Raw genomic sequence first — 25,289 nt, 5'->3', positions numbered from 1 at the left:
ACTACAGATTCCTGATGTTAAAGAGTCTATTCAAGCTTTAAATAACTGGTATGAAAATGTTAGTCAGTCTAAATTAAATCTTTTCTATAGAGCTAAAGGAACAGTAAAACGCTGGGAACAACACATTATTAACTATTTTAAAACTAGAATAACCAACGGATTTGCTGAAGGATTAAACAACAAAATCAAATTAATCAAAAGAATTGGCTACGGTGTTCCCAAAGTTGAAAACTTAAAACGCCGAGTATTTTTATCATTGCTAAGTATTTAAGAGTAATTCAAAAAAACAAAGAGATAACATGATTCAAACGGTGCTATTTAGATTTCACAACATTTGTCAAAGAACCGAATAATTAAACAAATAATTAATGAAATCGAGGTGCCTTTAGTTGATTAATTTTTTATTCTTTGCTATTTTAAGCTATTTAGGAGGAGCAGTTTTAAGCAGACAGCTGCTCTTTAAACTGGCTTATTTTTTCTTTTTCTTACATATAGCTCTTAAATATTATCAAATTAATCTGGCCCATAATTTTAAATTACAGCACGAATTATTAACAAATCATTTGTTTTGCAATGAAGAATTACAAGTTAAAATTACAGCGAAAAATGAAAGTTGGCTGCCTATTCTCTGGTTTAAAGTAGAAGAACTCTTACCAATTAAATTAACTAGGTTGAGAAAACAGTATTTAAGCTATTTTAAACCTAAGTCAAAACTCGAATGGAAATTTAAACTTAAAGCAAGGCAGCGAGGGCTTTATAAAATTGGCCCTTTAAAATGGGAAAGTAGTGATTTATTAGCCTATAATTTACTAAAAGGAGAGTTAGCAGAGTTAGAGCTATATGTTTACCCAGAAATTTTAGAATTAACTGAATTTGGCCTGCCATCCAGACTGCCATTTGGTAAAGCAAAGTGGCCTCAACCTATTTATAAAGATCCCTATCAAGTAAAAGGAGTTCGTGATTATCAACCGAGCGATCAGTTAAATAAAATTCATTGGAAAGCAACTGCGCGAACTGGACAGTTAAAGACTAGAGAAAATGAGTCAACTGTTGCCCCTGAGCTTGCGCTGGTTTTAAATTTTTCTGCAGCAGATTATGGCCTTAAATTTCTAGAAAAGAAAACTGAGCTGGCTGTAACTGCAGTTGCTTCACTGGCTTATCATTTTGAGCAGTTAGGCTATAGATATAAATTTATAACAAATGCTGAACTGGCAGGTGAGACTGAGCCAGAAATCGGAGAATATAAATCTGACAGTAAAAATTATCAAGCACTTCAATTGCCAGCTGGTAGTGGAAATGCCCAGCTGCAACAACTTCTGGAAATTTTAGCTCGGGTTAAAACTACTCAAGCTAATAATTTTAATGAGCTTTTATTAGAAAAAGTTGAGTTGAGTTGGGGTGGGACTTTAATTATCTTCAGTGATAAAGATGACCTAGAGTTAATGCAGGTCTGTGAACAATTAAAACAAAGAGGATATCAAATTATAATTTTCTTGCTTGGGAACGAGATAAAAAATCCTCAATATCAAAATTTGCCTTTAACAGCACCTCTTGTTATTCAATATCTGACCAGGGAAAGTGATCTCTATGCAGCTCGATAAATATAAATTTAATTATAGATATCTATATCCTTTATTAGCATTATTACTTTATTTTCAATTTGCTTTATTGTTGATATATAGCCTGCAGCTTAAGTTTGCTTTTTTTAATCTTAAACTGAGCAGCTATTTTTTACTGTTTATATTTTTAGCAGAGGCAGTTATTCGTTTTAATGCCGCTTTAAGTATAGAAATTCCCCGTCTGATTTTTCTGGGTGAAGTCCTGCTGTATTTTCTTTTATTATTATTTTTGAATGGGCAATATCAAGGGCTAAACAGTCTTTTATCTATTAAATTAGTTGAGCTTTATCTGTTTACTCTATTAAGTATTTTTATCTGGCTGCAGTTAAATGAATTAACAGCTTTCTTTTTTATTTTTAATCAGGATTGTGTTAAAATATTTGACCATTCAGACTCAGTAAATAATTTAGATGAATTTAGAAGATTGCTAGATTATCCATTAATCTGGCCTAAAATTAAGCATAAAATTACTTTGCTTAATTTAGGATTATTAATCTCCTGGGCGCTAGTAGAAACTCTACAGCCAACTATTATTTTATTAACAATTAGTTTTTTGATTACAGAAATATTTTTACTGGCTTCAGCCTATTTTACTAAAAAAACTATCGACTGGCAGGTTAATGGAATTAAAGAATTTTCTACAATTAAACAAGGCTGGATAAAATTTTTAATATTGCTAATTAGCATAGCCTTTTTATTTTCAGCACTGATGCCAGCAAATTATCAACTACTGCCTATGAATAAGATAGGGGGTTGGCTAAACAGTAATCTGGAATTTAAGTCTAACCTCGCTCCAAATAGAACTTCTCCCAAGTTAACTAATAATTTTTCTTCTCAGGTAAAGCAAGCAGCAAAAAAGCCTAGTTCTTTGCTAATTTTATTTTATTTAGCTATCGAGATTTTACTAGTATTTTTAGTTGGACTGCTTATTTTACTATTAATAATATTCTTATTTAAGTCTGAATTAAGTAAGTTTAAAAATTTAAGCCAGTTTACTCGGGCTTTTTTAGCTTTTATAAAAAATATAATTCAGCTTGTTAGTTTATCTCTGAAAAAAATTAACTTTAAAATTAAAGCTACCTGGCAGCAAAAGCAAAAACAATTAAAGACTCGTCAGCTAAATAATCAAGAAATAAAAGAATTACAGTTTGAACAAATTAAAGCTGGTGATAGTTCTGTTATTAGTCAGATATATTTTGCTCTGCTAAAATTGCTGGCCTGGCAAGGAATTAAAAAAGATAATACACTCACCCCTTATGAATTTAGTGAACAGTTAGAAGTTGACAATTCAATTTTGCAGGAGATTAAATTATTAACTACTTTATTTGTAGAGAGCAGTTATAGTAATCATAGTTTAAGTAAGCAAATAATAAATAGCGCCAGCCAGAGCTGGCAGAGAATAAAAAATAAATTTTAAGAAAGTGGGTTAATATAAATGACAAAAAAAATTAAAGTTGGAATTATTGGCTGTGGAGAAATTGCTTTTGCTAAACATATGCCTGGTTTAGCAAAATTGCCTGGTGTAGAATTAATTGCTTTCTGTAATCGCAGTCGTGAAAAAGCAGAACGAGCGGCAGCAGAGTTCGGCAGTAAAGATGCCTTAGTTTATCAAGATTATCAAAAATTACTGACTAACAAAAAAGTGAATTTAGTTCATATTTGCACCCCCAATAATAGTCATTCTGAAATTGCAATTGCCGCTTTAGAAGCTGGTAAAGATGTTATGTGTGAAAAACCAATGGCAATCGATGCAGAACAGGCAGAAAACATGTATCAAGCTGCTCAGAATAATAATTGTCAGCTTTCAGTTAGCTATCAAAATCGTTTTAGAGCAGAAAATCAATTATTTAAACAAATGATTCAAGCAGGCAAATTAGGGGATATCTATTTTGCCAAGAGTCTTGCTCTGCGGAGAAGAGGTGTACCAACCTGGGGCTATTTTTTGAATCAAGAAATTCAGGGTGGGGGACCTTTAATTGATATTGGAACTCATGCCCTTGATCTAACGCTCTGGTTAATGGATAATTATCAGCCTAAAATTGTTTTAGCAAATACTTTTCATAAAATGGCAGATCAAAGCAGTGCTGCTAATTATTTTGGCAACTGGCAGCAAGAAGATTTTGAAGTAGAAGATTCTGCTTTTGCTCATTTAATTATGGAAAATGGTGCTTCAATTATTTTAGAAACAAGCTGGGCCTTAAATATACCAGAAGAATATAATATTAAAACTATTTTAAGTGGACAAAAGGCTGGAGGAGATAACATAACTGGTTTAAGAATTAATGGGGAAAAAGATGGTTATCTATATCGGGAAAATTTAAAGACTGAGCAGGCTAATTTAGAGAGTTCTGGTGATAAAGAAATGAGACTCTGGATTGAGTCGCTACAGCAGGAAACAAAACCTCCAGTTGAAGCTAAACAGGCTTTAGTAGTAGCACAAATTTTAGCGGCAATTTATCGCTCAGCTGCCAGTGGTGAAGCAGTTAAATTTTAAGATTCAACTTATTTTTACTATTGGAGTTCAAATATTAATTACTGCTCAGTTTAAATTATTTAGTTGTCTTAAAAATGTGACTGAGCAGTAAAAAGAGCTATTTTGCGATAATTTTCAGATTTTAGAAAAAAATCAAAATTATTATTGCAAAGCTAAAAACTTTATGCTAAACTACAAATATAATTATGTACTGGAAATTTGCTTAATTATTTCGGTGGCTAGAGTAGTTAAACAGCTTAATTTAAATGAAGCGTTGGAAGCTGTCAAGATTTTTATTTAAATCGATTTAAAAAAGAAAAGAAGGTGGCAAAAATGAAAGAATGGGAAGATCCAACTGTTTTTGCAATTAATAAACGTGCAGCAAAGGCCAATCGAATATTTTTTCTTGATCAGCAGAGTTTAAATGATTTTAACTATTATTCTTTAAATGGTGAGTGGGAATTTAAGTATTTAGCTAATCATAATCTTTATCAGAAAGATTTTTATGCTGTTGATTTTTCAACTGCAGATTGGGATCAGATTACTGTTCCCTCTAACTGGCAGCTGCAGGGATATGATAAACCTCATTATACAAATGTCAATTATCCTTTCCCAGTTGATCCACCCCGGGTACCATTTGAAAACCCGGCTGGACTTTATAGAAGGGAATTTTACATAGCAGATGAGTTAGCTGATTGTCAAAATATAATTCGTTTTGAAGGAGTAGACTCTGCTTTTTATATCTGGATAAATGGAGAATATGTTGGTTATAGTCAGGGGAGTAGATTGACTGCTGAATTTGATTTAAGTCAATATCTTAATTATGGAGCCAGTAATTTATTGGCTGTTAAAGTTATTAAATGGTCAGATGGCAGCTATCTGGAAGATCAAGATATGTGGTGGTTAAGTGGTATTTTTAGGGATGTGTATCTTTATAGTCAGCCTTTTTTCCAGATTGATGACTTTAAATTAGAAACTGTTGTCTCAGCTGAAGAAAATACAGCTAAAATAAAGCTAGACTGTATAGTGGCTGCTTATTTAGCAGCCGAGTCTGCTGGTAGTCAGCTCAAAATTGAATTAAGCTATCAGGGAGAAAGTTTAATTTCTGAAACACTTAAGATGGCTGCTTTTAAAAAAGGTGAGTTGAAAGAGTTAAATACTGAATTAAAACTTAGTCAAGTCCATTTGTGGACAGCAGAAACTCCTAATCTTTATCAGTTAGAGTTAAGCTTATTTAATGCAGCAGGTGAAAAGATACAGCTAATTAGACCTAAGGTTGGCTTGCGGACAGTTACAATTGAATCCGGCCAATTACTAGTAAATGGAAAAGCTATTATGATTAGGGGCGTTAATCGCCATGATTTTGATCCTGACTTAGGTAGAACAGTTAGTAAAAAGCAGATGCTGGCTGATGTTTTATTGATGAAAAAACATAATATTAATGCTGTCCGGACAGCGCATTATCCTAATCATCCCTATTTTTATGAGTTATGTGCCCAATATGGTCTTTATATTTTAGCTGAAACAGATATTGAATGCCATGGTATGGAACCGGTTGGCCGCTGGGATGAGTTAGCTTCTTCACCGGATTGGCAGTCTGCCTTTCTGGACCGAATGGAAAGGATGGTCGCTCATTATAGAAACTATCCAGCAATTATAATTTGGTCACTGGGGAATGAATCAGGTTTTGGTGATAATCACCGGCAGATGGCGAAATTAACCCGTCAGCTTGATGCAAGCAGGCCAATTCATTATGAAGGTGATCGCCAGCAGGAAATAGCAGATATTATTGGACCAATGTATCCTACAATTGCAGCAACAGCTGCTCTGGCAGAAAAAGAAACTAAGCCAGTTATTTTATGTGAATACGCTCATGCGATGGGAAATGGTCCGGGAGAATTAAAGGAGTACTGGGAAGTTTTTTATAAATATCCTTCTGCTCAGGGAGGTTTTATCTGGGACTGGATTGATCAGGGGATTGCAGTAGAAAATTCTTGTGGAGAAATCTGTTATACTTACGGAGGAGATTTTGGAGAAAAGCCGCATGATCGTAATTTTAATATTAATGGATTAGTTTTTCCTGATCGGACTCCTTCCCCAGGTTTATTAGATTATAAATATGTAATGGCACCTCTTAAAATTAAAGATTTTAACTTTAAAGAAGCAAGTTTAACTTTAACAAATCATTATGACTTTGTCGATAGTAGCAATCTGGAATTGAAATGGGAGCTTAAAACAGCTGGTTTATTGATTGAGAGCGGCAGCCAGGATTTTTATTTAAATGCTGGTGACCAGGCTGAAGTTAAGGTAAACGATTTAAAGTTAGAAGCTTTAGAAAAGCTAATTAAAGCAAGGGCTTATGAGGTTGATACTAAATTAGCTTTAGAGAGTTATCTTAACTTTAAAATAGTTCTTAAAAAATCTAAAAACTGGGCTGAAGCAGGTCATGAAATAACTAATAAACAATTTAAATTACCATTTGTATTCAATAAGTTTTACCATCCAGAATATGTTAAAGCAGCAGCTCCTCTGCAGCTTACTGAAGATGATTATTATTTAAAACTCAAAGGAGATAATTTTAAGCTTTATTTTACAAAAACAACAGGTAAAATAAGTGACTACTATTATCAGGAAAGAAGCTTGCTTGCTGATGGACCTCAACTTAGTCTCTGGAGAGCTCCAATTGATAATGATAATTCAGAAGTTCGCTATAATTATACTAAAGAATGGCGGACAGCTGGAATTGATGAAATGCAGCCTAGACTTGATGAATTTGCAGTTATTGAATATCAGGATAATTATGCAATTATAGAGAGTGATTATACTTTTGCTCCTCCTGCAAAAGATCTTTTATTAAAAGTTAAATTTCGCTATCGGATTAATAAATACGGGGAAATTGATTTAAAAAGCAGTGGTTTTTTCAGTGATGGTAAAGAGCATTCTTTACCGAGGCTGGGACTTGATCTGGAACTACAGCCTGATCTAGAATGGATTAGCTGGTTTGGAAATGGCCCGGGAGAATCATATCCAGATAGTCAGGCAGCTGTCTATATAGATCTTTTTAGTAAAAATGTTGTTGAGCTGCACACTCCGTATGTTTACCCTCAAGAAAATGGTAATCGTTCGGCAGTTAGATGGTTATCTTGCCAGAATAATGCCGGCCAAGGCTTAGAGTTTTATAGCTCACATAATTTTTCTTTTACAGCTCATAATTATAGTAAGTTAGATCTTGAAAATGCAGCTCATAACTGTGAAATACCACAGCGTGATAAGATATATTTAGAACTTATTAGTAAAAATTCTGGTCTGGGCAGTACTTCCTGTGGGCCAAAGAAATTAAAAAAATATGAACTCAAACTAAAAGAATTTGAGTTTTCAATTAGTTTAAAGGGACTAACTGATTAATTATATATTAAAAAAATATCAAATAATTATTTTAGCTGTTCTAGTTTTTAAAAACTAGAACAGCTTTTATTTTTGCTTAATATTATGATAAAATCAAAGATAATAATTTAATTTGCAGATTTGAGACAACGAATGTTCATTTGATCTGTCAAGGGAGGATAATAATGAAAATAGCGCCATTTAAAGTAGAAGAGTGGATGAATGAGTATGAAATGGATGCCGATTATAATATTGCTGAAACTTGTGTTGAATCGCTTACAATAGAGGAATTACTGGCTTATGAGGATGATCCAGCTGCCTGTATTGAAGAAATCAAAAGTATGCAGCTGACTTATGGTGATATTAAGGGATCACAAGCGTTTAGAACTGGAGTTAGTAATTTATATAATAATGTTGCTCCAACAGATATATTACCATCACATGGAGCAATTGGAGCTAACTTTTTATTACTGTATTCATTAATTGAACCAGGTGATGAAATAGTTTCTCTAGTGCCTACTTATCAACAACTCTATGATATCCCTGCTTCTCTGGGGGCCAGAGTGAAAAAATTACAGCTTAATTATACGGATGGTTTTCTGCCAGATTTACAAAAGTTAAAGTCTCTGCTTACTTCTGAGACAAAACTGATTATAATTAATAATCCGAATAATCCAACTGGAGTAGCAATGGGAGCAGAAATTCTGAATCAAATTGTTGAGCTGGCTCGCTCAGTGGATGCTTATTTACTGGCTGATGAAGTTTATCGGGGCTTTAATTTAGAAAATGAAATACCTGCTGTAGTTGATCTTTACGAAAAAGGAATTAGTATTGGGAGTATGTCAAAAATTTTTTCATTAGCTGGAGTTAGGATAGGTTGGATAGCAGGACCAGCTGAGATAATAAAAAATTGTCAGCTGCACAGAGATTATACAACAATCAGCAATAGTATGCTGGCTGATTATCTGGCAGTTATTGCTCTCCAAAATAAAGCCAAAATTTTGCAGCGTAATTTAACTAAAGTAGAAAATCAGCTAGAGATTCTTGATCAGTGGGTAGAACAAGAAGAACTAATTGAATATGTAAAACCAAATGCAGGAACTACAGCTTTTCTTAAATATAATCTGGAAATTAGTTCTAGAGAATTTGCTGATCAATTATTTAAGCAAAAAGGAGTTTTAGTAGTACCTGGGTCAGCGTTTGGAGAAGAAGGATTTTTAAGAATTGGTTTTGCAGGTAATCAATCTGAATTAGAACAAGGCTTGTTACTTTTAAAAGAATTTTTACATGAAAAAAATAAAGAATAATTTAATTAGTTAAATTAAAGATAAAAAAATAGAAGTAAAATAAATTTGTTTTATTTAGTAAGGGTTGATAAAGATAATTTTTTCAGGAAAGGAGATTGACTAGTAAGTGAATACTAGCTTAAATAATAAGATTTATCTTAGTTATGGTAATCAAGCCAAGAAGCTGGTTAAAGAAATATTGGCAGCAGTTAAACCTGAACAGCAATTAAAAAAATCTGATTTAATTGCTTTAAAACCAAACTTGATTAATGCTACTCCAGCTGAGCAAGGAGCTACTACTGATCCAGAAATTGTAGCTGGTGTAATAGAATATTTTCAGCTGCGTGGTTTTAATAATTTAATGATTATGGAAGGATCCTGGGTAGGAGCTAACACGACAAGAGCTTTTCAAGTGTGCGGTTATCAGAAGTTAGCCGACCATTATCAGCTACCTCTTTTTAATTTGCAGCAGGATAGTTATCAAAAAATTAAAATAGCAGATTATGAAATGGAAATAGCCAGTACAGCTCTTAAAGCAGATTATATTATTAATTTTCCTGTTCTTAAAGGTCATTGTCAGACTAAAATAACTTGTGCTTTAAAAAATATGAAAGGCTGTATTTCAAATCGGGAGAAAAGAAAATTTCATCAGCAAGGTCTGCATGCTCCAATAGCTTATTTAAATAAAGTTTTAAAACAAGATCTAATCATTGTAGATGGTATTTATGGCGATCTTGATTTTGAAGAAGGCGGTAACCCTGTTCAGATGAATAGGATTTTGTTAGGAAATGATCCAGTTTTAATTGACAGCTATGCAGCTAGACTGCTTGGCTATCAGCCAGCAGAAATAAAATACATAACTTTAGCTGCAAAGCTAGGTGTGGGGTCAAATAGGCTTGAGCAGGCTGAAGTAATTGAGCTCAATCAAGATCATCAGAGTACTCAATTGCGAGCTGATGGTAAAATAAAAAATTTGGCAGCTAAAGTAAAAGCAGGTTCTGCTTGTTCAGCTTGCTATGGTAGTTTAATTCATGCTTTAAAAAGAATTGATCAACAGGGTAAATTAGATCAGCTCAGAAAGCCAATTAAAATAGGTCAGGATTACCAAAAACAGCAGTTAGCTGGCTTGGGAATTGGATCATGCTGCAGTAAAGCAGAAAAATTTGTGCCAGGTTGTCCCCCATCTGCCGGCGATATCCTTGAATTTTTGCAGGCTGAACTAGTTAATTAAAGTTATTTTATTAGTAAAATAACTAAATTTGACTTATAACTAAGCTTAATTTATGCTAAAAAAAGTGCTAATAATTGTAGCAGGCCAAAACTCAAGTGCAGCTGATTAGTAACTGGAACTCCAGTTTTTCTGGCTTGGGCTACATTTTTAAAAGCTTTAACTGCTAGAGGAATAGTTATAACAACACTTAGTGTACTGATTGGATAATAGCCAGTTAGCACAAAAATAACAGTTAATAGATAACTACTACTGAGCAAAGTTAAATAAAGAAGTTTTGCATTTTTAAAACCAATCCGGACAGTTAAAGTCTTAATTCCCAGGCTTTTATCCCGCTCAAAATCACGTAATTCATTGCTTAACATTAGAACGGGGATTAATAGACTAATTGGCAGTCCTAATACTAATGGTAGCCACGAATATTGCTGAGTAAAAACTAAATAGGTTCCCATTATCATTAGGGGTCCCATTAAAACAAAAGAAAGTGGGGTTCCCAGACCTCTTTTTTTATAAACAATTGGCTCTCCTGTATAAGCATAACCTCCAATTAGTCCTAAAAAACCGATTGTAAAGAGTTTTCCCGTTGATAAATTTATAATCCAGAGTCCTAACAGAGCAGTAATTAAAAAAGATAGCAAACCTAAATTAAAGATTAAGATATCAAAATAGTTTCTTTTTTGACCAAAAAAATTATATTTTTTACCTGTGAAATGTAAATTTTTATATTCACATTCAAAATAATCATTAATAAAATTAGTAGCAGTCTGAACAAATATACCAGCCAGGGTAACTAAAATAATCAATTTTATATCAAAATATGTTCTACCTGTAAAAAGTTTTTCTTCCAGATGGGCAATTGCCATACCAAGTGTTGTGGAATAAAAAGCTAAGGTTAATGAAAGTGGACGCGAAGCTTTCCAAATTTCTTTAAAAAATTTTAATTTTGTCAATTTAATGCTCCTTATTAAAGAGTGGCGAGGTTCTTATTTTTTTATATAGCTAGTTTTATTATTAATTTTAACATAAATATTATGCCATATTTATTATTTTAATGCAAAAATAGTAGTTGAGCTTTAAAACAGTAGTCAAAGGCTATATAATATAAGTGAATAAAATAACTTGTAATTTAAGTAATCCAAGGAGGAATAATTTTATGAAAGCAAAATTTGTATTTTTATTATTAATAAGTTTAATCTTTATTCTGGTTAGTCCAGCTGGAGCAGAACAGCCGCTAGAACTTAAAATAGGAATTATGCCTGCTGTAGATTCTGCCCCAATTTTGCTGGCAGCAGAAAAAGGGTATTTTACTGCTGAAGGGCTTAAAATTAAAATTGATATTTATAATAATGCTGTTAATCGTCAAACTGCTCTGCAAAGTGATGAGCTTGATGGAGCAATGACAGATTTAATTGCTTTTGTTAACAATGTAAATAATGGTTTTCCGGTTAAAATAACTACTAGTACTGATGGTAGTTTTCCTATTTTAGTTAGTAAAGAATTTCAGGAAAAAGATCAAGTTAAAGTAGGAATGATGGAAGTCAGTGTTTCTAACTTTCTTTCAGAACAATTTTTAGCTGACAAATATAAACTTAATAAAGTCTTTATTTCCGCTATCCCGGCTCGTTTAGAAATGGTTAAGTCTGGTCAGCTAGAAATGGCTGTTATTCCAGAACCGCTTGCTTCTACTGCTCAGCTGGCTGGTTTGGAAAAAAGAGTTTATGCAAATAAATATGATTATATGCCGGAGGCTATGATTTTTACCAAGACAGCTCTGGAAAAAAAGGATAAAGCAATTGCAGCTTTTCACAGAGCCTATAACCATGCTGTTAAAGATATTCAGCAGGATGATAGTCTGGCCAGCAAAATTTTAGTAGAAAAACTGGGTCTGCCAGCTAAAATTGAACCTCTAATTGCTTTACCTGAGTATCATTTGGCCCGGGTTCCCAGTCAAGCTTATTTAACTAAAATCATTAACTGGATAGAGAAAACAGATAATAGTAAAATTGAACTTAATTATGAAGACCTTATTGAAAGGAAGTATCTTGAGCAATGATTAAGGTAGAAAATTTAACTTTTGCCTATCAAGCAGAAACAGTAGTTAAAGAAATTAATTTTGAACTTAATGCGGGCAAAAGTCTGGCTATAATTGGTCCTTCTGGATGTGGAAAAACTACACTGCTTTATTTATTGGCAGCTTTGCAAAAACCAGATAGTGGTGCAGTAACCATTAATGGGAAAAATTTAACTCAGATTAGGGAGAAAACTGGAGTTATTTTGCAGGACTATGGACTTTTCCCCTGGAAAACAGTTTATAAAAATCTTACTTTAGGTCTTAAAATAAGGGGCTATGAAAAGTATAAAATAACCAAAATTGTAGGACAAACTTTAAAAGATCTTAAAATAGAGGAGCTAGCTAATAACTATCCAGCTGAGTTAAGTGGGGGACAAAAACAGCGAGTAGCTATTGGAAGAGCTCTTGTTTTAAAGCCAGATCTATTATTAATGGATGAACCTTTTTCTGCTCTAGATGCTTTAACAAGAGAAAAAATGCAAAATCTTATTTTAAAAATTCACCAACAGCAAAAGCTGAGTTTTGTTATTGTAACTCATGATATTGCAGAAGCTGTTTTTTTGGGACAAACTATTATGGTAATGCAGGCTGGTAAAGTAATTAAATTAATAGATAACCAGTATTTTGGTGAAGAAAAATTGCGTGAAAAAGCAGAATTTTTCTTACTTCAAAAAAAGTTAAGACAGCTAATGCAGTTTAAAACAGCAGGTGATTTATCGTATGAAACAAAGTAAATTTAGTACTTTTTATGCCCTGGTGTTTGTATTTTTTAGCTGGGTTATACTTTATTTCTGGCTTGATTCTAATATTATTGCGTCACCATTATTAGTTGCAGTAACTTTTAGTAAAATCTTAGTTCCAGAACTGCTGCCCAATCTTTTATTTAGTATTTTCAGGATTTTATCAGCAGTTATTATATCACTTGTTTTAGGAGTAAGTATAGGAGTATTAACCGGACTTTACACAAGGATTGATAAATATTTAGCGCCTTTAATTTATTTGCTTTATCCTATTCCTAAAATAGCTTTTTTACCAGTTTTTATGCTGCTTTTTGGTTTAGGTAACTTATCAAAAGTTATTATTTTGATTGCAATTATTATCTTTCAAATTATAGTTACAACAAGAGATGGGGTCAGGAATATAGATAGTAAATACTTTGCTTCTGCTCGTTCACTTGGTATGGGAAGTAAAGATATTTATTTTCAACTTGTTTTGCCAGCTATTTTGCCAGGTATTTTGACGGCTTTGCGCATTACAGTTGGTACCAGTATAGCTGTGCTGTTTTTTGCTGAAAATTTTGCTGTTCATTATGGGATTGGTTATTATATTATGAATAGTTGGTCAATGGTTAATTATCCCAAAATGTATTGTGGTATCATTGCTGTTAGTTTGCTTGGCTATTTCCTATTTAAAGTAATAGATTTTTTAGAAATAAAATTTTGCAGCTGGCAGAAAGTAAATTAAATTTTTATTAAATGTAAGGAATTATACAGTAAATTTATTTTTAAATTGATAATTTATAAATAGTAAATAATTTAATAGAGTTTACAGAAGGGGGAAATAAAAGTGAAAAATGTTGGTAAAACTGATCGAATTATCCGCTTAGTTGTTGGGGTTATTTTACTGGCTATGATTTTCTTTTTGGAAAGTAACTGGCGTTTCCTTGGCTTGATTGGTTTAATTCCTCTTTATACAGGTCTTTCAGGCAGCTGTCTGCTGTATAAATTTTTGGGAATTAATACCTGCCCAAGAGAATAAATGTTTTGCTTAGTGAACTCAAAAAATTATGAAACTATTTTAATTATTTTAAACATAAATTTCAATTTATTTAGAGGGGGAAGATAAGTAATGACTAAATTATTAGTAACTTATTATAGTTCATATGGACATATGCATAAAATGGCTCAGACCGCTGCTGATTCAGTTAGTGAAATGGATGATTATGAAGTTAAACTAAGAAAAATTCCAGAATTAGCTGCTGCTAAAGAAGCAATGTCTAGCCAGGATGCTTACTTATCAGCTCAGGAAAAGCAGTCAGAAATTAAAGAAGTTACCCTGGATGACTTAGAATGGGCAGATGGAATAGTGTGGGGTATACCTACTCGTTTTGGTAATATGCCTGCTCAAGTTAAACAATTTATGGATACAGCTGGTGGATTATGGTCCAGAGGTTCTCTGGAGGGAAAAGCAACAGGAATTATGAGCAGTAGTAATACTGTTCATGGTGGTCAGGAATCTACTATCTTGGCTTCCCTAATCCCGCTTTTGCATTTTGGAATGATTTTTGTGGGATCTCCTTATTCACAAAACCCTGAGTTAATGTCTGATAAATTGCATGGTGGTTCACCTTATGGACCTTCAACTATTGCAGGTTCAGATGGTAGTAAGACTCCAGTTGAAGAAGATCTATCAATGGCTAAAAAATTAGCAGTTCGAGTAGCTAAAGTAGCTGCTGGGCTAAAAGATGTTGATTAAAATATTAAAAAATATAAATTAATTAAGTTCAGTTAAATCCCCTGCACATAAAAAGCAGGGGATTTACATAATCAGGAGGTAATAATTATGGCAAAAGATATTTATCAAGCAATTGCTGATAGAAGAAGTTATTATGAGATTAGTGATGAAGAAATTATTTCAGAAGATAAAATAGAAGAGGTAATTAATCATGCTGTAAAACATAATCCAACAGCATTTAACTCCCAGACTGGTAGAATTATTTTATTATTTGGTGACCAGCATATTAAATTTTGGGATATTGTAGAAGCTGCTTTAAAAGAAGTTGTTCCAGCAGATAGTTTTGCTCAAAGTCAGGCGAAAATTGCTGGATTTCGGAGTGGCTATGGAACCATTTTATTTTATGAAGATAAATCTATTGTGGAATCTCTACAGGAACAGTTTCCACTTTATAAAGAAAATTTTCCTGTCTGGTCAGAACATGCCAGTGGTATGCTGCAGTGTAATATCTGGACATTATTAGAAGCAGAAGGACTAGGTGTATCACTACAGCATTATACAGAATTAATTGAAGAGCAAGTAAAAGCAGAATGGGATATTCCTGATAACTGGCGTTTTGTAGCTCAGATGCCTTTTGGTAGTCCGGACGGAGAACCTGATGCAAAGGATTTTGTTGATCTTAAGGAAAGAGTTAAAGTTTATAAATAATAATTTTGTTAGAATTAATTTAATTTAAAGTCTGCTGGCTAAAAATTTTTAGCCAGCAGATTTTTTTTAGGTTCTAAAATTATTTTAGAGATGCTTTTTTGATTATACTTTAACTAGATCCAGCAAGTTAAATCATAACACAAGAAAAAGTTGTAACTTTCAGTAAATTAATGATAAAATAAGTTAGATGAGAAATTAAGATGAAGGACTGGTTTAAAATGTTGACAATAAAAGATATAGCAAAAAAGGCAGGAGTATCTGTTGCTACAGTTTCTAAGGTAATGAATGGTTATGATGATATAGGAGAAGTTACTAAAGCAAAAGTATTAAAAATAATTGAAGAAACTAATTATCGTCCTAATGCAAATGCCCAGTCTCTTAGAACTAATAAATCTTTTTTAGTTGGATTATTTTTTAAAGATCATCAGGATAGTGGACTAAAACATCCTTTTTTTCGTGGGATAATTTCAGGTCTAGAGACAACTCTGGTAGAAAATAATTATGATATGATCCTATTTTCAACTAATTGGGAAGATCAATTTAGTTATTTAGAAAAATGTGAATTCAGAAATGTTGATGGAGCAATTTTAATGGGAATGCCTAAAGATGATCCGAAATTAGTTGAGTTTCTGGAAGCTAAGTTTCCAGCTGTTTTTATTGATTTAGATATTGTAACAGAAAATTCTTCTTATGTTATTTCTGATAATAAGATTGGGGCTCGTAAAGCTGTTAGACATTTAATAGAGCTGGGGCATCAAAAAATTGCTATTATTACAGGGGAAAGTATTACAGTACCTACTCGGGAAAGATTAATTGGTTATAAATTAGAGATGGCAGCTCAAAACTTAAAGATTAGAGATGATTGGATTATAGAAGGACATTTTAGTGTTAATGGTGGCTATGAATCAATGCAGAAGATACTAGAGCTGCCCGAACAGCCAACAGCTATATTTTGTCAAGGTGATGAAATTGCTATTGGTGCTATGCAGGCAATTGAAGCTAGAGGACTTAGTGTTCCAGCAGATTTTTCTTTAATTGGATTTGATGATATTGAAATTAGTCAGTATCTAAATCCGGGATTAACGACAGTTTGCCAGAAAAAAGAAGCGATGGGTAGTGCAGCTGCAAATATGATTTTAGATTTGATTAGTAAATCTGAAGCAGGTGTAGAACCAATTATTTTAGAAACTGAATTAATAATTAGGAACTCTACCAGAAAGCTTTAATTATTAAACAATAGTTATTATTAAATAAAAAAAGTATCTGTTTTTAGCTACAGATACTTTTTTACTTGACAAATAACTTTATTTAGTTATAAAATATAAATATGAAAAATATTTTATATATATGAAAAAAGAGGTGGTAATTATAACAACAACAAATCAAAAAAGAGAAAGTACTTTAGATCGAGCAATTAAAGTGCTTGATTATTTAGCTGAAGCTCAAGATAAAAAAACAATGACTGAAATTGCAAAAGATCTTAAGATTCCAAATGGCACATCTTATAATATTTTGCAGACTTTAGAGAAATATAGTTTGATCGAGAGAGATCAAGTAACCAAACGTTATAGTTTAGGCTTTAAGTTATTTCAGTTAGGTAATAATGTTAAATTTATCAGAAATTTGAGAAATATAGCTATGCCATATTTAAGAGAATTGACTAGAGAAAGTGGAGAAACAGCACAGCTGGGAATATTATTTTCTGAGCAGTTGTATTTTCTGGAAATTATTGAAAGCCCGCAAAGTAAAAAGACAAGAGGTACTGTCGGACTGAGTTTGCCACTGCATGCTCCTGCAGCTGGCAAGGTATTGCTGGCCTTTCAAAAAGCTGATTTAAGAAATGAATTGTTAGCAAAGCTGGAGCTGCCCTCTTTTAATCTAAATACTATTAGTAGTCTAGATAGGCTGAAGACAGAGTTAGATGAGGTTAGAAAAAAAGGCTATGCAGTTGATAGAGAAGAAGTTTTTTTAGGAACAACTTGTCTGGCTGCTCCAATCTATAATGCAGAAAAAGAAATTATAGCTGCACTTGGGATTACTGGTGACACGAGACGGGTTAAGGCTAAGTTGGATAATTTAATTAATATAGTACAGCATGAAGCTTTAAATGTATCTTTTAAGTTTGGTTACCAGCTTAATTAAAAAAACAATTTTTTTTAGCTATTTTAATGAATTATTATTCATATATATGAAATAAATAATTATTTTTGAGATTAATTTTTTGAAAATTTTGATATAGCTGTATGTTGTTAGAGTTATTATTAAATTATAAGTAAAGGAGGTGATGGTTAATATTAAATACTGTTGGCCGCTGTTAAGTCAAAATAAAAAAGGGGGAAATATGAAAAAGATTAAACTTGGGTTAATAATTTTTTTAATATTAAGCATGGGGGCTTTAATATTAAATACGAACGTTGGAGCAGCAGATTATGTTATGAAAATAGGTCATAGTCAGTCTATAAAAACTCCACGTCATCAAGCCTGTATTTATTTTAAATCTTTAGTTGAAGAATCAACTAATGGTCAAATAGAAGTTAAAATTTATCCTTCAAATCAACTTGGTACTGAAGCAGAAATGCTAGAAAGTGTTAAAATGGGAGCTATTCAGGCTACTTTAGGTGGTCAATTTGAAGCAGCTTCCCCAAAGCTTTTGCTTTATACAATGCCTTTTCTTTTTGAAAATATTGACCAAGTTCATACTATAATTAGGGGTCCAATTGGAGCCCAAATAGCAGCTTCAGCAGAAAACAATAATATAAAAATATTAGCCACTGGTGTTGCAGGGGGCTTAAGAAATTTCAGTAATAGTCAGCATCCAATTAAAAATCCAGCTGATATGAAAGGTCTTAAAATGAGAACCCCACCAATTGATAGTATTATTAAAACTATTGAAGCAATTGGAGGTAATCCTGTTTCTGTTCCATATGCAGAATTATATATGGCTCTAAAAACAGGAGTAGCTGATGGACAGGAAAATCCTTTTACAAATATGGTCGATAAAAAGTTATATGAAGTTCAGAAATATCTGACAGTAGTTAATTATCAATTTCATCCCAGTCCTTTATACACTAGCCTAAGCTGGTACAATTCTTTACCAGAAGATTTACAAAATAAACTAGTTGAATCTGCCAAAAAAATGATGATTTATAATGACCAACTAAATAAAGAAGCCACCGAAGAATCATTTGCTATTTTAAAAGATAAAATGGAAGTTAATGTACTTACTGATCAGCAAAGAAAAGTATTTATTAAACAGGCCCAGAAAGTTTATGACTATTATATCGAGAGAGGATTTTTTACGGAATCTGAAATCACTGTAATCAGAAATGCTGTTAATTAATTTTCAAATTGTAGGATCAGCTTAGCTAAGCTGATCCTATCTTAAAGAGGTGAGTTATGAATAAGATATTAAATTTACTAGATATTTTTTTATTAAAGATTTTAGTAGTGGTTTTATCACTAATGACATTAGCTGTTATTATTGCAGTTTTTTTAAGGTATTTTTTTGGAATATCTTATGTCTGGTTTCAGGAATTAATAGTTTATTTATTCATCTTTACAACTTTTTTTGGATCTGTAATTGCATATTCTAGAGAAGAACATTTAGCAATAAATGTTTTATATAATAAGTTTTCGGAAAAAGTTCAAATAAAATTAAAACTATTTTTTGATCTTTTAATTTTATATTTAAATTTACAATTAATTCGAGTAAGCATTAAATGGATTAATCAAGTGGGCAATGTAGTCACCCCTGGGATGAGAATTCCAATGAAATATATTTATATTATATTACCACTTAGTTCAGTCCTGATGCTACTTTATTCAATTGGAAATATCTATCTTAAATTTAAGAAGATTAAAATTAAGGGGTGAATTAAATGGCGGTTGGAATTTTGATTATAACTTTATTGTTTTTAATTTTATTAGGTTTACCAATTAGTTTTTCATTAGGGATTTCTTGTTTAAGTTATTTTGTTTTCAATCCTGATTTTTTAATAATATTGCCCCAGCGAATGTGGGCCGGTGCTAATAGCTCAGTAATGGTTGCTTTACCTTTATTTTGTCTAGCTGGAATGTTGATGAACTTGAGTGGAATTACTAAAAAAATAATAGACTTTTGTTCTTATTTAGTCAAGCCATTTAATGGTGGTCTGGGTGAAGTTAATGTAATTGCAAGCATGATTTTTGGTGGAATATCAGGTTCTTCAGTTTCGGATACTTCTGCTTTAGGGTCAGTTTTAATTCCTGAAATGGAAAAACGTGGTTACAGTAAAGCTTTTGCCACTGGAATAACAGTAGCTTCTTCTACAGTAGGAATGATAATTCCACCTAGTATTCCGATGATAATCTATTCAACAATTTCTAATGAATCAGTAGGAGGTCTTTTTTTAGCTGGATTAGTACCTGGGATTTTAATTGGCTTAACTCAGCTGATTTTAGTTTATATAATTTCTCGCAAGAATAATTATCCAATTGAAAAAGGGGAATTCTCTTTTAAAGAAATGCTTAAACGATCTGGAGACGGTTTTTTGTCCATCTCAATGCCTATTTTTATAGTTTTATCTGTTTCCTTAGGAGTAGCTACTGCAACAGAATCTGCCGGAATTGCTGTATTATATGCAGCAATTATTGGATTTTTCATTTATAAAAAATTAAAATGGGGTCAGCTTTTTTCAAAAGTTAAAGCAACAATTTTTACCTCCAGTACAATAATGATCATTATAGCCTTTGCTTATATTTTCATCTGGATTTTAGCTTTTGAAAGAATACCTGATTTGATTGGTGACTTTATTTTATCCTTGAATGTTAGTTATTTCTGGATACTGGTTTTTCTTGATATATTAATTCTATTAGTTGGGATGTTTATTGATGTAAGTCCAGCTTTGTTATTATTAGGTCCAATTTTAGTTCCGGTAATGGAAACTTTAGGTATGAATTTACTTCAGCTAGGAGCCATTTTAATTGTTGGACTTGGTATTGGACTTGCTACACCTCCAATTGGTATGTGTTTAAATGCAGCAGCTAAAATATCGAATATGTCAATTCTTGAGATAGCAAAAGAAACATTACCTTTTCTTGCCTGCAATATAATGATTTTAATTTTGGTTACATTTGTGCCGTCTATTTCGCTCTGGATACCTAATTTATTTTTTTAAATTTGTTAAATATATTTTAAAAATCATATCAAAAATGAAAGGGAGATTATTATGGAAATTAGAAATGGTGTTCATCCAGTTGATGCTAAAAGATTTGATACAGCTAGAATGAGAAAAGAATTTTTGATTCAAAACTTATTTAAACAAGATCAACAAAATTTAGTTTATAGTCATATTGATCGAATAATTGTTGGGGGAATTAAACCAGTTAATCAAGATATTAAATTAGAAGCTGGTCAAGAAATAGGAGCTGAATATTTTCTAGCTAGACGAGAAATGGGAGTTATTAATATCGGTGGTAAGGGCAAAATTATAGTTGATGGTGAAGAATATATTCTTAACTCAAGAGATGGAATTTATATTGGTAAAGGTAAGCAAGAAATAATCTTTAGTAGTATTGATAAAAATAAACCAGCTAAATTTTATTTAAATAGTGCACCCGCACATAAAAGTTATCCAAATAAGAAAATTAACATTAAAGATGCTAAACCAGAAGCTGCTGGTTCATTAGAAAACTCAAATAAGAGAACTATCTATAAATATTTACATCCAGATGTCTTAGATACCTGTCAGCTGTTAATGGGAATGACTATTTTAGAGCCGCGTAATGTCTGGAATACAATGCCCTGTCATACTCATGAACGGCGCATGGAAGTTTATTTTTATTTTGATATTGAATCTGATAATATAGTATGGCATTTAATGGGAGAACCAGCAGAAAGCAGACATTTAGTTGTTCGAAATGAAGAAGCTGTAATTAGCCCTAGTTATTCAATTCATTCAGGAGTTGGAACTGCTAACTACACTTTTATCTGGGGAATGGTAGGAGAAAATCAGACTTTTACTGATATGGATCATGTAAGAATGGAAACTTTAAAATAGTACTTTTAAAAGGAGTGGACAACGTGGATCTATTTGATTTAGAAGATAAAGTAGCTATAGTAACAGGCTGTTCTAGTAAGCAGGGGATTGGTTACGCAATTGCAGAAGGACTGGCTGAAGCAGGTGCTGATATAGCTGGGGTGGCCCGGAGTGACTTAAGTGAAATAAAAGAGATTATTGCAGCTAAAACCGGGCGTGATTTTTTAGCAATTAAAGCTGATTTATTAAAAGAAAAGAGTTTAGATGAGATAATTGATAAGACCCTGGCTGAATATGGGAAAATAGATATTTTAGTAAATAATGCGGGCATGATTAAACGCAATCCAATTCTTGAATTTCCAATTGAAGATTGGGATGCAGTGCTGACAGTTAATTTACGCAGTTTATTTATTTTAACTCAAAAAGTAGCTAATTATTTTGTTAAAAATAAAATTGCTGGTAAAATAATTAATACAGCATCAATGTTATCTTATCAAGGTGGCAAATTTGTTCCTTCTTATACAGCCAGCAAACATGCTGTAGCAGGAATAACTAAATCATTCTGTAATGAATTGGCTCAACATAAAATCAATGTTAATGCGATTGCACCTGGTTATATAGCAACAAATAACACTGCTGCTTTACGAAATGATGAAGCAAGAAGCAGCAGTATTTTAAGTAGAATTCCAGCTGGACGCTGGGGAACTAACAATGATTTAAAAGGAGCGGCTATATTTTTAGCATCACAGGCAGCAGATTATGTACATGGATCAATTATTCCAGTTGATGGTGGTTGGCTGGCAAGTTAAGGATAATTTAATAAGTTTTTCTAAAAAAGGAGAAGATAATAAAATCTTCTTCTTTTTTATGTTATAATGAAGTAAAGATTGTAAAAATTTATTCAGGGAGTGTTTAAATGAAAAGATTAACAGGAATTGCTCCGGCGTTAATGACCCCTTTTAAAAAATCGGGTGAAATTGATTTTGACTTTTTAACTGAACATATTAACTTTCTAATTGAGAGTGGTGTTGATTCGCTTTATATTTTAGGAACAGCAGCTGAAATATTTTTGTTGGATATTAATGAAAGAAAAGAGTTGGCCCGGTCAATTATCGAAATTGTAGCAGCAAGAGTGCCGATTTTTTTACATATTGGAGATTTAAGAATTGATTTAGCCCAGCAGATGATTGAATTTGCCAAAGAGATTGGAGTAGCTGGTTTAGGTGCTGTAACTCCTTTTTATTATAAATTTACTCAACAGCAGTTAATTAATTATTATCTTAATTTAGCAGAGCAGGCAGCTCCTGAGCTGAATATTTATCTTTATAACTTACCTTCCTATACTACAAATGACTTATTACCAGATTCAGTAGCTAAATTAGCAGCAGTTAAAAATATTATTGGAATTAAAAATAGTATGGGGGATTTAGAAAGATTATATACATTAATTGATCAAAGTCCAGCTGGATTTGATGTGATAATGGGTAATGATTTATTAGCTTATCCAGCTTTTTTATATGGTGCTAAAGCAGTTGTATCAGGTCATGCCAACGTTTTTCCTGAGTTTTTTGTAAAACTCAAGCAGGCTTTGCAGCAAAGCGATTTAAAAACAGCAAGGAGAATGCAGGAGGCAATTACTTTGACTGGTAAAGTTTTAAATGGCGGTAGTAATCTTGCTTATTATAAAAGAGCTATTGAGATTAGAGGTTTTAAAGCAGTTTATAGTAGAGAACCAATTAGTGATTTAAGTAAAAGTGAATTTGATAATTTGACTGAAAAAATTACTCTGATTGAAAATAATTATTTATCTAACTGAAATCTTTCCTGATTACTTACTCAGATAAGGTAACAGGATAAAATGAGGAGCAAACAAAATGAAATTCCTTAAAGGAGAAATAAAAATAATTTTAATCTATTTATTAATAGGTTTTGGCTGGATTTATTTTTCTGATAGAATATCATTTTGGTTGACAGATAGTATGGAAAGCTTTAGTGAAATTCAATCATTAAAAGGCATTTTTTATGTTATTTTAACAGCGATAATTTTATATTTTTTAATTAGAAATTATTTACAAGATATTCAAGCTCAAAAAGAAGAAGTTAATGCTTTAAATGAGCAGCTTACTGCCTATAATGAGGAACTGCTGGCTATGAATGAAGAACTGGATCAATCTTTTAATGAAATTAATGAGATGAATAGTAAATTTGTTACCATGATAAAGTTTATTTCTGAAATTGATAAGCAGGCATCATTTAATGAAGATGAATTTTTAGGTGATTTGCTCAAAAATGCAGTTAGAATTATTCCGGAAGCTGATTATGGCACAATATTTTCTGTTAAGAATAATAATATTCAATTTATAGATGCAATTGGTCATGATATTGAGCAATTAAAAAAAGTAAAAATAGCTCAAGAAAATATATTATATTATGACAAAACTTCTGTTTTCACCTCAGAAGATTATGCAATTAATTTGTCAGCTCTACCTGAAAAAGCTCACAGTATATTATTAAATTCTTTTCGTAATATTAAAAAATCACTTTATATAAATATTACAATAAATGAAATTATAGTTGGCAGGATTTCGCTTGATATTGCTGCAAATAGTAGCAAAGATTTTCGTGAGAACTCTCCCAAGATTCTGGAATCATTTGCAATACTTGCTTCAGCATTTTATGCTTTTAAGCATTATGATAGTCTGCAAAACAGATTTACTAAAGAACTTGTCGGTTCTATTATAAAAATCTTGGAAATACATGATAATTATACAAAAGGCCATTCCGAAAATGTGGCTGAGCTAGCTGCTCAAATTGCTCGTAAAATGGATTTTCCAGGTAAAATAGTAGTTGATACTTATTGGACAGGTATGGTGCATGATATTGGTAAGCTTTTAGTTCCAGTAAATATTTTAAATAAAAACTCAAAACTAAATCAAGAAGAATTTGAGTTAATAAAAAATCATCCTGTCTGGGGAAGTGAAGCTTTAGCAGGCTCAAATGTTTTAAAGCATATTTCAAATTATGTTTTACATCATCATGAGAGATGGGATGGAGCAGGGTATCCCTCTGGTCTTAAGAAAGATCAAATTCCAATTGTTTCACAGATAATTACAGTAGCAGATGCCTGGGATGCAATGCGCTCAGATAGGTCTTATAGAGATTCTTTAACAGAGAGTGAAGCAATTAGAGAGATAGTTAAGGGACGAGAAAAGCAGTTTTCTCCAGAAGTAGTTGATAATTTTTTAAAGTTAGTTGAGCAGGGGATTTTAACTGGTAGTGACATTCAACCTGATAATATTTATTTTAATAATATTAATGAACAATATTTTAAATATTTGTTTGAAGAAACTACAGCTGGAATAGTAATTTTAGATAAAGACTTTAAAATTATTAGATGTAATGAATATTTTATTAAACTATTTGAATTAGATAATTATCAGGTAATAGGCAAGAATATTAAAAAACTTATTGTGCCTGTAGAAAAATTTCCAGAAACAGATCAGTTTATGGAAGAGATTAGAAATAATAAACGGATTAACTCACATTCTTTTCGGCAAAAAAATAATGGTGAGATGGTGGAAGTTGCTATTCAGGGATTTTCTATTTCAATTAGAGCAGGAGAGCCTGGTTATTATATTATCTATCAAGATATTACTGAAATTAAAAGTTTGGAGGCTAAATATCTTAATTCTAAAAATAAGTATGAGGCATTATTTAGAAACGATGATGTAGTAATGATGATAATTGATCCTGCTAATGGCAATATTATTTCGGCAAATCCTGCTGCTGAAAAATTTTATGGTTGGTCAGAAGAAGAATTACAGCAGAAAACAATTTTTGAAATAAATACTTTGAGTAAATCAGAAGTTAAAAATGAAATGAAGCAAGCTCATAATAGCAATAAAAAGAGATTTTTCTTTAAACATAAATTAGCAACTGGAGAAATTAGAGAGGTTGAAGTTTATAGTCATCCAATTAGATTTGAAAATAATGAATATCTTTATTCAATTGTTCATATTTTAGATTAACTTGTTTTGACTGACAGCAAA

23 protein-coding genes are annotated in these 25,289 nt (G+C 31.9%); 22 read left to right on the top strand and 1 reads right to left on the bottom strand.

All coding sequences use genetic code 11. The annotated features are described in order from the left end of the window. From BMZ74_RS07175 to BMZ74_RS07145, 7 genes are all read left to right on the top strand, one after another. The coding region (locus BMZ74_RS07175) for a transposase (protein WP_143070152.1) at positions 1 to 271 on the top strand (271 nt) is incomplete at its 5' end. A 118-nt stretch (positions 272 to 389) separates the two neighbouring features. Further along, positions 390 to 1,601: a DUF58 domain-containing protein gene (locus BMZ74_RS07170; protein ID WP_089861489.1), complete on the top strand. Its 1,212-nt coding sequence runs from the start codon at positions 390 to 392 to the stop codon at positions 1,599 to 1,601. A gap of 70 nt (positions 1,602 to 1,671) precedes the next feature. Next, positions 1,672 to 3,036 (top strand): DUF4129 domain-containing protein, encoded by a 1,365-nt coding sequence (locus tag BMZ74_RS07165; protein ID WP_177181388.1) that lies wholly within the window; start codon positions 1,672 to 1,674, stop codon positions 3,034 to 3,036. Positions 3,037 to 3,054: 18 nt separating this feature from the next. Continuing rightward, entirely contained in the window at positions 3,055 to 4,113 is a 1,059-nt protein-coding gene (locus BMZ74_RS07160) for a Gfo/Idh/MocA family protein (protein ID WP_089861485.1), read from the top strand. A 312-nt stretch (positions 4,114 to 4,425) separates the two neighbouring features. Then, positions 4,426 to 7,497: a glycoside hydrolase family 2 TIM barrel-domain containing protein gene (locus BMZ74_RS07155; protein WP_089861483.1), complete on the top strand. Its 3,072-nt coding sequence runs from the start codon at positions 4,426 to 4,428 to the stop codon at positions 7,495 to 7,497. Between the two features lie 164 nt (positions 7,498 to 7,661). Beyond that, on the top strand, positions 7,662 to 8,783 hold the full coding sequence (locus BMZ74_RS07150) for an aminotransferase (RefSeq protein WP_089861481.1): 1,122 nt from the start codon (positions 7,662 to 7,664) through the stop codon (positions 8,781 to 8,783). A 106-nt stretch (positions 8,784 to 8,889) separates the two neighbouring features. After that, a complete protein-coding gene (locus tag BMZ74_RS07145) occupies positions 8,890 to 9,993 on the top strand; it encodes a DUF362 domain-containing protein (RefSeq protein ID WP_089861479.1) in 1,104 nt (367 codons plus the stop codon). A gap of 50 nt (positions 9,994 to 10,043) precedes the next feature. Here BMZ74_RS07145 and BMZ74_RS07140 read toward each other — a convergent pair whose 3' ends face one another. Further along, the gene (locus tag BMZ74_RS07140; protein WP_089861477.1) at positions 10,044 to 10,940 is read right to left on the bottom strand and encodes a prenyltransferase; all 897 of its coding nucleotides are present in this window, start codon (positions 10,938 to 10,940) and stop codon (positions 10,044 to 10,046) included. A 203-nt stretch (positions 10,941 to 11,143) separates the two neighbouring features. On the opposite strand from BMZ74_RS07140, the gene BMZ74_RS07135 reads away from it, so the two are divergent. The 15 genes from BMZ74_RS07135 (at position 11,144) to BMZ74_RS07065 (ending at position 25,268) form a co-directional block, all read left to right on the top strand. Further along, positions 11,144 to 12,043 (top strand): ABC transporter substrate-binding protein, encoded by a 900-nt coding sequence (locus tag BMZ74_RS07135; protein WP_089861475.1) that lies wholly within the window; start codon positions 11,144 to 11,146, stop codon positions 12,041 to 12,043. Next, on the top strand, positions 12,040 to 12,795 hold the full coding sequence (locus BMZ74_RS07130) for an ABC transporter ATP-binding protein (RefSeq protein WP_089861473.1): 756 nt from the start codon (positions 12,040 to 12,042) through the stop codon (positions 12,793 to 12,795). The genes BMZ74_RS07135 and BMZ74_RS07130 overlap by 4 nt, the downstream gene beginning before the upstream one ends. Further along, the gene (locus BMZ74_RS07125) at positions 12,782 to 13,525 is read left to right on the top strand and encodes an ABC transporter permease (RefSeq protein WP_089861472.1); all 744 of its coding nucleotides are present in this window, start codon (positions 12,782 to 12,784) and stop codon (positions 13,523 to 13,525) included. Before BMZ74_RS07130 ends, BMZ74_RS07125 begins: the two co-directional genes overlap by 14 nt. A 102-nt stretch (positions 13,526 to 13,627) precedes the next feature. Then, positions 13,628 to 13,819 carry a YgaP family membrane protein gene (locus BMZ74_RS07120; RefSeq protein WP_089861470.1) on the top strand — a complete coding sequence of 64 codons (192 nt, stop codon included), beginning with the start codon at positions 13,628 to 13,630 and terminating at the stop codon, positions 13,817 to 13,819. A 90-nt stretch (positions 13,820 to 13,909) separates the two neighbouring features. Further along, complete coding sequence (gene wrbA, locus BMZ74_RS07115; RefSeq protein ID WP_089861468.1) at positions 13,910 to 14,536, top strand: NAD(P)H:quinone oxidoreductase; 627 nt, start codon at positions 13,910 to 13,912, stop codon at positions 14,534 to 14,536. An 87-nt stretch (positions 14,537 to 14,623) separates the two neighbouring features. Next, positions 14,624 to 15,223, top strand: coding sequence for a nitroreductase family protein (locus BMZ74_RS07110; protein ID WP_089861466.1), 600 nt, complete (start codon positions 14,624 to 14,626; stop codon positions 15,221 to 15,223). Between the two features lie 200 nt (positions 15,224 to 15,423). Continuing rightward, on the top strand, positions 15,424 to 16,449 hold the full coding sequence (locus BMZ74_RS07105; RefSeq protein ID WP_245750845.1) for a LacI family DNA-binding transcriptional regulator: 1,026 nt from the start codon (positions 15,424 to 15,426) through the stop codon (positions 16,447 to 16,449). 121 nt (positions 16,450 to 16,570) lie between these two features. Beyond that, a complete protein-coding gene (locus tag BMZ74_RS07100; RefSeq protein WP_089861464.1) occupies positions 16,571 to 17,365 on the top strand; it encodes an IclR family transcriptional regulator in 795 nt (264 codons plus the stop codon). 199 nt (positions 17,366 to 17,564) lie between these two features. Next, positions 17,565 to 18,563, top strand: a complete 999-nt coding sequence (locus tag BMZ74_RS07095) for a TRAP transporter substrate-binding protein (protein ID WP_089861496.1) — start codon at positions 17,565 to 17,567, stop codon at positions 18,561 to 18,563. A gap of 56 nt (positions 18,564 to 18,619) precedes the next feature. Further along, positions 18,620 to 19,096, top strand: a complete 477-nt coding sequence (locus BMZ74_RS07090) for a TRAP transporter small permease (protein ID WP_089861462.1) — start codon at positions 18,620 to 18,622, stop codon at positions 19,094 to 19,096. A gap of 5 nt (positions 19,097 to 19,101) precedes the next feature. Then, positions 19,102 to 20,379: a TRAP transporter large permease gene (locus BMZ74_RS07085; protein WP_089861460.1), complete on the top strand. Its 1,278-nt coding sequence runs from the start codon at positions 19,102 to 19,104 to the stop codon at positions 20,377 to 20,379. A 51-nt stretch (positions 20,380 to 20,430) separates the two neighbouring features. Then, complete coding sequence (gene kduI / locus BMZ74_RS07080) at positions 20,431 to 21,261, top strand: 5-dehydro-4-deoxy-D-glucuronate isomerase (RefSeq protein WP_089861457.1); 831 nt, start codon at positions 20,431 to 20,433, stop codon at positions 21,259 to 21,261. Positions 21,262 to 21,284: 23 nt separating this feature from the next. Beyond that, the gene (kduD, locus tag BMZ74_RS07075; RefSeq protein WP_089861455.1) at positions 21,285 to 22,049 is read left to right on the top strand and encodes a 2-dehydro-3-deoxy-D-gluconate 5-dehydrogenase KduD; all 765 of its coding nucleotides are present in this window, start codon (positions 21,285 to 21,287) and stop codon (positions 22,047 to 22,049) included. 107 nt (positions 22,050 to 22,156) lie between these two features. After that, positions 22,157 to 23,056 (top strand): dihydrodipicolinate synthase family protein, encoded by a 900-nt coding sequence (locus tag BMZ74_RS07070; RefSeq protein WP_089861453.1) that lies wholly within the window; start codon positions 22,157 to 22,159, stop codon positions 23,054 to 23,056. Positions 23,057 to 23,114: 58 nt separating this feature from the next. Then, positions 23,115 to 25,268 (top strand): HD domain-containing phosphohydrolase, encoded by a 2,154-nt coding sequence (locus BMZ74_RS07065; RefSeq protein ID WP_089861451.1) that lies wholly within the window; start codon positions 23,115 to 23,117, stop codon positions 25,266 to 25,268. Positions 25,269 to 25,289 lie beyond the last annotated feature (21 nt).

Origin of the sequence: Halanaerobium salsuginis, from assembly GCF_900114545.1 — a bacterium.
Classification (GTDB): Bacteria; Bacillota; Halanaerobiia; order Halanaerobiales; family Halanaerobiaceae; genus Halanaerobium; species Halanaerobium salsuginis.
The sequence above is the reverse complement of the archived record's forward strand: the minus strand, read 5'-3'. Positions and strand labels throughout refer to the sequence as shown.